9 protein-coding genes and 1 pseudogene are annotated in these 6,812 nt (G+C 47.8%); 1 reads left to right on the top strand and 9 read right to left on the bottom strand.

The features are described 5' to 3' along the window. From FTU36_RS16205 to FTU36_RS16180, 6 genes are all read right to left on the bottom strand, one after another. A partial coding sequence (locus FTU36_RS16205; RefSeq protein WP_180118557.1) for a transposase zinc-binding domain-containing protein occupies positions 1 to 260 on the bottom strand: 260 nt, incomplete at its 3' end. A gap of 210 nt (positions 261 to 470) precedes the next feature. Continuing rightward, positions 471 to 695, bottom strand: coding sequence for a hypothetical protein (locus FTU36_RS16200; RefSeq protein ID WP_000743213.1), 225 nt, complete (start codon positions 693 to 695; stop codon positions 471 to 473). Further along, positions 692 to 1,429, bottom strand: a complete 738-nt coding sequence (locus FTU36_RS16195) for a recombinase family protein (RefSeq protein WP_001366550.1) — start codon at positions 1,427 to 1,429, stop codon at positions 692 to 694. The genes FTU36_RS16200 and FTU36_RS16195 overlap by 4 nt, the downstream gene beginning before the upstream one ends. A 147-nt stretch (positions 1,430 to 1,576) precedes the next feature. After that, positions 1,577 to 2,743: a tetracycline-inactivating monooxygenase Tet(X3) gene (locus tag FTU36_RS16190; RefSeq protein WP_024160783.1), complete on the bottom strand. Its 1,167-nt coding sequence runs from the start codon at positions 2,741 to 2,743 to the stop codon at positions 1,577 to 1,579. Positions 2,744 to 2,932: 189 nt separating this feature from the next. Then, positions 2,933 to 3,526, bottom strand: coding sequence for a tyrosine-type recombinase/integrase (locus FTU36_RS16185; RefSeq protein WP_205779272.1), 594 nt, complete (start codon positions 3,524 to 3,526; stop codon positions 2,933 to 2,935). Positions 3,527 to 3,598: 72 nt separating this feature from the next. Beyond that, complete coding sequence (locus tag FTU36_RS16180; RefSeq protein WP_001067855.1) at positions 3,599 to 4,303, bottom strand: IS6-like element IS26 family transposase; 705 nt, start codon at positions 4,301 to 4,303, stop codon at positions 3,599 to 3,601. A gap of 129 nt (positions 4,304 to 4,432) precedes the next feature. Between FTU36_RS16180 and FTU36_RS16175 the strand changes: the two genes are divergently transcribed. Further along, positions 4,433 to 5,248 carry an APH(3')-I family aminoglycoside O-phosphotransferase gene (locus FTU36_RS16175; protein WP_000018323.1) on the top strand — a complete coding sequence of 272 codons (816 nt, stop codon included), beginning with the start codon at positions 4,433 to 4,435 and terminating at the stop codon, positions 5,246 to 5,248. 136 nt (positions 5,249 to 5,384) lie between these two features. On the opposite strand, the gene FTU36_RS16170 is transcribed toward FTU36_RS16175, so the two are convergent. The 3 genes and pseudogenes from FTU36_RS16170 to FTU36_RS16160 form a co-directional block, all read right to left on the bottom strand. After that, the gene (locus FTU36_RS16170; RefSeq protein ID WP_001183556.1) at positions 5,385 to 5,786 is read right to left on the bottom strand and encodes a LysR substrate-binding domain-containing protein; all 402 of its coding nucleotides are present in this window, start codon (positions 5,784 to 5,786) and stop codon (positions 5,385 to 5,387) included. A gap of 39 nt (positions 5,787 to 5,825) precedes the next feature. Further along, positions 5,826 to 6,530 carry an IS6-like element IS26 family transposase gene (locus FTU36_RS16165; protein WP_001067855.1) on the bottom strand — a complete coding sequence of 235 codons (705 nt, stop codon included), beginning with the start codon at positions 6,528 to 6,530 and terminating at the stop codon, positions 5,826 to 5,828. Positions 6,531 to 6,591: 61 nt separating this feature from the next. Then, positions 6,592 to 6,812, bottom strand: a pseudogene (locus tag FTU36_RS16160) (transposase zinc-binding domain-containing protein); the annotation flags it as partial.

The raw sequence follows: 6,812 nt of genomic DNA, 5'->3' as shown, positions 1-6,812 counted from the left end.
AAAGCGACCAGGTGCTCGGCGTGGCAAGACTCGCAGCGAACCCGTAGAAAGCCATGCTCCAGCCGCCCGCATTGGAGAAATTCTTCAAATTCCCGTTGCACATAGCCCGGCAATTCCTTTCCCTGCTCTGCCATAAGCGCAGCGAATGCCGGGTAATACTCGTCAACGATCTGATAGAGAAGGGTTTGCTCGGGTCGGTGGCTCTGGTAACGACCAGTATCCCGATCCCGGCTGGCCGTCCTGGCCGCCACATGAGGCATGTTCCGCGTCCTTGCAATACTGTGTTTACATACAGTCTATCGCTTAGCGGAAAGTTCTTTTACCCTCAGCCGAAATGCCTGCCGTTGCTAGACATTGCCAGCCAGTGCCCGTCACTCCCACTCGATTGTAAACAAGCACACAAAACCCTTTAGTGACAACAATTTGCAAGAACTATCAGGCTCAGTGCCATGAAAAATACCATGACCAGATCATGAGGTTGAACACGGCTTGCGCCGGCAGCGTTCACGCTCCTGGTCGGCGATCTCGCCCGGCTGCAATGCTAGCTCAGCATCGGTCATGCGCTCCAGCACGTCGCGTAGGCGGATGGTGCAAGGAATGGGCGGCAGCTCGAACTCATAGCCGCCGGCGATCATTTCGGCCGCAATCTCCTCGGTGATGAAAAACGGCTCGTCGTCTTGGTTCGGCTTCTTCATGCCCTTTCCTCCTGGCGCTCATCCTGGCCGACAGCGGCCAGGGCATCGGCTTCCGTCAATGCGTCCTCCACGAACGCGCCGTGCTGCTTCGCTTCGGCCTGGCTGACCTCGGCCCATATCCGTTTCACCTGGGCCGCACTGTACCCGGCCAGCTCGGCGGTCTTGTTGATGCTGTAGCCGGACTTGCGCAGCGCGACAACTTGGGCGCGGCGCTTCGGATCAGCACGGCGGCCCTTGTACCGCCCGGCCTGGCGGGCCAACTCAATGCCTTGGCGCTGGCGTTCGCGCCTGTCCTCGTAGTCGTCGCGGGCCATCTGCAAGGCCAGGCGAAAAAGCATGATCTGCACGGCTTCCAGCACGATCTTGGCGACGCCCTGGGCCTCGGCCGCCAGGTCGGATAGATCGACCACGCCAGGGACGGCCAGGCGTGCGCCTTTGGCCTGTATCGAGGCCACCAGGCGCTCGGCCTCGGGCAAAGGTAGGCGGCTGATGCGGTCGATCTTCTCGGCAATGACCACCTCGCCGGGCTGTAGGTCGCCGATCATGCGCAGCAGCTCAGGCCGGTCGGCGCGTGCGCCGGATGCCTTCTCACGGTAGATGCCGGCGACGTAGTAGCCGGCGGCCTTCGCGGCCGTAGTGATCGCCTCTTGGCGTTCCAAGTCCTGCGCGTCGGTGCTGACGCGCAGATAGACCCGCGCCACCATCGGCGCGGCTACTGGCTTCGTCCTGCGCATACTTGCGGGCTCCTTTGGGCATACTCAAATGCACCCATCTTAAACTGGCAGCTAATGTACAAAAGTTGATAGAAGCACACAAGTTCAATTTTGCACTTCTGCCCACTATTGCAAAACTGCTTGTTAGTAGCCGTTTTTTCTTACTGTTTATAGATTCAATAATTTTTGAAACGAAAAATTGGGACTAAACATTTCGGTTTCGTTTTCTGTCGATTCGTCCTGCGTATCTTTTGCATAAACAAACATTTGTTGTTCGTAGTTTTCGATGGCATTTTCAATACTTGTAAATTCTCCGTTTGTAAGGTTTTCAGACAATATCAAAGCATCCAATAATCCCGTATTTACACCCTGTCCTGCAAAAGGCGACATCAAATGAGCAGCATCGCCAATCATTGTTATGGGTAATGGACGGTTACTTTTCCAATCATTGTTCAAAGGAAATTTCCTTGTGGGCAAGCATTGAAATGTTGATACCGAACGTATTAATTGTTTGTAAACTTCACTCCATTTGGAAAATCTTTTCAATAAAAAATCGGCAACGCTGTTTCTGTCCTGAAAATCTAAGGGAATTTTATTTTTCCATTCATCGGGCGTTTTAAAACTAATTCCTAAATACAATGCACCATTATTATTGGGATTGGCAAACAATAAAATGCCCTGATGTCCCGCCATTAATCGGTTGCCGTTGCATAGCTGAAAAAATCCGGGACAGTTTATTTCCGGTTGAAGAATATCAGCTTGGATGTTGAAAGTACCGGTTTCTTCAACTTGCGTGTCGGTAACAAAGCTCCTTATTTTCGACATTCCACCATTGGCAAGAATAACCAAATCTGCTGTTTCACTCGGTTTATTCTCAAAAGTTAGTGTCCACTTCTTCTTACCAGGTTCAAGCATAACAAGTTTTCTATCCCAAATAACCGTGTCGTTTTCTAAACTATTCAACAAGATAGCCCTTAAGTCATTTCTGTTTATTTCAGGATTGTCAAATCGATTTTCGGGCTTTACATTTTTTGTGGATAAAATATTGCCTTTTTCATCAGCAATATTTACACCCATTGGTAAGGCTAAGTCATAATAAGTTTGTAACAATCCCGCTTTTTTCATTGCTTCCTGACCTGAACCTTTGTGTAGGTCAAGGGTTCCACCAAAAATTCTTGCCTCTCGGTCGTTGTCTCTTTCGTAAACTGAAACGTCTATGCCGTTTTGCTGTAATAATTTTGCCATAGTCAGTCCAACGGGTCCACCACCAATTATTGCAACGTTCTTATCACTAAGTAAATTCATTTGTTTGTCTGTATCTATTCGCATTGTCATTCAAAAATGGCACATAACAAGTGGCTATACGCCAAATGGCGTATATATCCACTATATCTTATTTTGCTAAACCTTTCATTATCAGTGACAAATCCGTTTTCAACCGTTTACCGTTCGTTTCTACTCTCTCAAAAGGATTTATATTCATAGTGCTTTTTGTTAAGTTTTGCTCAAATATACAAATCCTTTCTATATATCTAACAAATCCATCGGACTTTTTAATTGTTCCATTCCCTTGGTGGTAATATGTGTATAAACCTCAGTTGTTTTACTGCTTGAATGACCTAACAACGATTGAATATAACGTAAACTCGTACCATTCTCAAGCAAATGCGTTGCAAAGCTATGTCGTAAGGTATGTACAGTAACTTCCTTTTGAATCTTTGCTTTTAAAACAGCTGCTTTAAAAATGTTTTGAATACTTCGGCTTGAGTATGCGCCACCTTTTTGACCTTCAAATAAATAATCTTTTGGTTTATATTCCATAAAGTATGTTCTTAAAATAATTAATGTTTTCTCAGATAAAATGGTATAACGATCTCTTTTTCCTTTTGACTGTTCTATACGAATTTGCATGCGCTTGGAGTCAATGTCTTTTATTTTCAGGTTTATACATTCAGAAATGCGCAAACCTGCCGAATAAATAGTCATCAGAATAGCCTTGTGTTTCACGTTTTCAATAGCGCGTAGTACCCGAATGGTTTCTTCTTCACTCATCACAACAGGAAGTGTTTTTTCTTTTTTTGGTCTTTCGATGAAATATGTTTTCCGTTGTCCACCCAAAACACGTTCGTAATAAAACTGGCACTGTTGCAAAGTTAGCGATGAGGCAGCCTTTTGTCTTATTCAAAGGCCTTACATTTCAAAAACTCTGCTTACCAGGCGCATTTCGCCCAGGGGATCACCATAATAAAATGCTGAGGCCTGGCCTTTGCGTAGTGCACGCATCACCTCAATACCTTTGATGGTGGCGTAAGCCGTCTTCATGGATTTAAATCCCAGCGTGGCGCCGATTATCCGTTTCAGTTTGCCATGATCGCATTCAATCACGTTGTTCCGGTACTTAATCTGTCGGTGTTCAACGTCAGACGGGCACCGGCCTTCGCGTTTGAGCAGAGCAAGCGCGCGACCATAGGCGGGCGCTTTATCCGTGTTGATGAATCGCGGGATCTGCCACTTCTTCACGTTGTTGAGGATTTTACCCAGAAACCGGTATGCAGCTTTGCTGTTACGACGGGAGGAGAGATAAAAATCGACAGTGCGGCCCCGGCTGTCGACGGCCCGGTACAGATACGCCCAGCGGCCATTGACCTTCACGTAGGTTTCATCCATGTGCCACGGGCAAAGATCGGAAGGGTTACGCCAGTACCAGCGCAGCCGTTTTTCCATTTCAGGCGCATAACGCTGAACCCAGCGGTAAATCGTGGAGTGATCGACATTCACTCCGCGTTCAGCCAGCATCTCCTGCAGCTCACGGTAACTGATGCCGTATTTGCAGTACCAGCGTACGGCCCACAGAATGATGTCACGCTGAAAATGCCGGCCTTTGAATGGGTTCATGTGCAGCTCCATCAGCAAAAGGGGATGATAAGTTTATCACCACCGACTATTTGCAACAGTGCCGATAAAAATATATCATCATGAACAATAAAACTGTCTGCTTACATAAACAGTAATACAAGGGGTGTTATGAGCCATATTCAACGGGAAACGTCTTGCTCGAGGCCGCGATTAAATTCCAACCTGGATGCTGATTTATATGGGTATAGATGGGCTCGCGATAATGTCGGGCAATCAGGTGCGACAATCTATCGATTGTATGGGAAGCCCGATGCGCCAGAGTTGTTTCTGAAACATGGCAAAGGTAGCGTTGCCAATGATGTTACAGATGAGATGGTCAGACTAAACTGGCTGACGGCATTTATGCCTCTTCCGACCATCAAGCATTTTATCCGTACTCCTGATGATGCATGGTTACTCACCACTGCGATCCCCGGGAAAACAGCATTCCAGGTATTAGAAGAATATCCTGATTCAGGTGAAAATATTGTTGATGCGCTGGCAGCGTTCCTGCGCCGGTTGCATTCGATTCCTGTTTGTAATTGTCCTTTTAACAGCGATCGCGCATTTCGTCTCGCTCAGGCGCAATCACGAATGAATAACGGTTTGGTTGATGCGAGTGATTTTGATGACGAGCGTAATGGCTGGCCTGTTGAACAAGTCTGGAAAGAAATGCATAAGCTTTTGCCATTCTCACCGGATTCAGTCGTCACTCATGGTGATTTCTCACTTGATAACCTTATTTTTGACGAGGGGAAATTAATAGGTTGTATTGATGTTGGACGAGTCGGAATCGCAGACCGATACCAGGATCTTGCCATCCTATGGAACTGCCTCGGTGAGTTTTCTCCTTCATTACAGAAACGGCTTTTTCAAAAATATGGTATTGATAATCCTGATATGAATAAATTGCAGTTTCATTTGATGCTCGATGAGTTTTTCTAATCAGAATTGGTTAATTGGTTGTAACACTGGCAGAGCATTACGCTGACTTGACGGGACGGCGCTTCCCTACCCTCATGGCCGCCTCCCAGGAATCGACCCAGGTGCTTATCGTGGACATAATCCTTTACTCATAAATTTATCTTATTCCATTATTGTACCTGTCACGCAAAACTTGCAGAAAAGCCATAAACGCAGGAGAATCCTGTCGGCGGTGAGGATAATAAATATGGTAGCCGTCAAAATATGGACACCACTCGGTCAGAACAGCAATCAGCTTGCCGCTTTTGATATATCCATCTGCAACATACTCGGGAATATAGGCAATCCCCAGCCCGTCTAATGCTGCATCGAGCTGATGAATCGTGCTGTTCGCAATATATTGCCCTTTGACTTTCAGACTGAATTTCTGAGCATCTTTCTCGAATTCCCAGGCGTACAATCCACTCGTATCAGAATAGCGGACGTTAATGCAGTTGTGGTTCAAAAGATCCTGCGGCTTCCTGGGCTTAGCATAACGCTTAAAATGGCACTGTTGCAAAGTTAGCGATGAGGCAGCCTTTTGTCTTATTCAAAGGCCTTACATTTCAAAAACTCTGCTTACCAGGCGCATTTCGCCCAGGGGATCACCATAATAAAATGCTGAGGCCTGGCCTTTGCGTAGTGCACGCATCACCTCAATACCTTTGATGGTGGCGTAAGCCGTCTTCATGGATTTAAATCCCAGCGTGGCGCCGATTATCCGTTTCAGTTTGCCATGATCGCATTCAATCACGTTGTTCCGGTACTTAATCTGTCGGTGTTCAACGTCAGACGGGCACCGGCCTTCGCGTTTGAGCAGAGCAAGCGCGCGACCATAGGCGGGCGCTTTATCCGTGTTGATGAATCGCGGGATCTGCCACTTCTTCACGTTGTTGAGGATTTTACCCAGAAACCGGTATGCAGCTTTGCTGTTACGACGGGAGGAGAGATAAAAATCGACAGTGCGGCCCCGGCTGTCGACGGCCCGGTACAGATACGCCCAGCGGCCATTGACCTTCACGTAGGTTTCATCCATGTGCCACGGGCAAAGATCGGAAGGGTTACGCCAGTACCAGCGCAGCCGTTTTTCCATTTCAGGCGCATAACGCTGAACCCAGCGGTAAATCGTGGAGTGATCGACATTCACTCCGCGTTCAGCCAGCATCTCCTGCAGCTCACGGTAACTGATGCCGTATTTGCAGTACCAGCGTACGGCCCACAGAATGATGTCACGCTGAAAATGCCGGCCTTTGAATGGGTTCATGTGCAGCTCCATCAGCAAAAGGGGATGATAAGTTTATCACCACCGACTATTTGCAACAGTGCCGTTCAGGCAGTACTTCATCAACCAGCAAGGCGGCACTTTCGGCCATCCGCCGCGCCCCACAGCTCGGGCAGAAACCGCGACGCTTACAGCTGAAAGCGACCAGGTGCTCGGCGTGGCAAGACTCGCAGCGAACCCGTAGAAAGCCATGCTCCAGCCGCCCGCATTGGAGAAATTCTTCAAATTCCCGTTGCACATAGCCCGGCAATTCCTTTCCCTGCT

It is taken from the genome of Acinetobacter sp. YH12096 (genome assembly GCF_013419215.1).
GTDB lineage: Bacteria > Pseudomonadota > Gammaproteobacteria > Pseudomonadales > Moraxellaceae > Acinetobacter > Acinetobacter amyesii.
The sequence above is the reverse complement of the archived record's forward strand: the minus strand, read 5'-3'. Positions and strand labels throughout refer to the sequence as shown.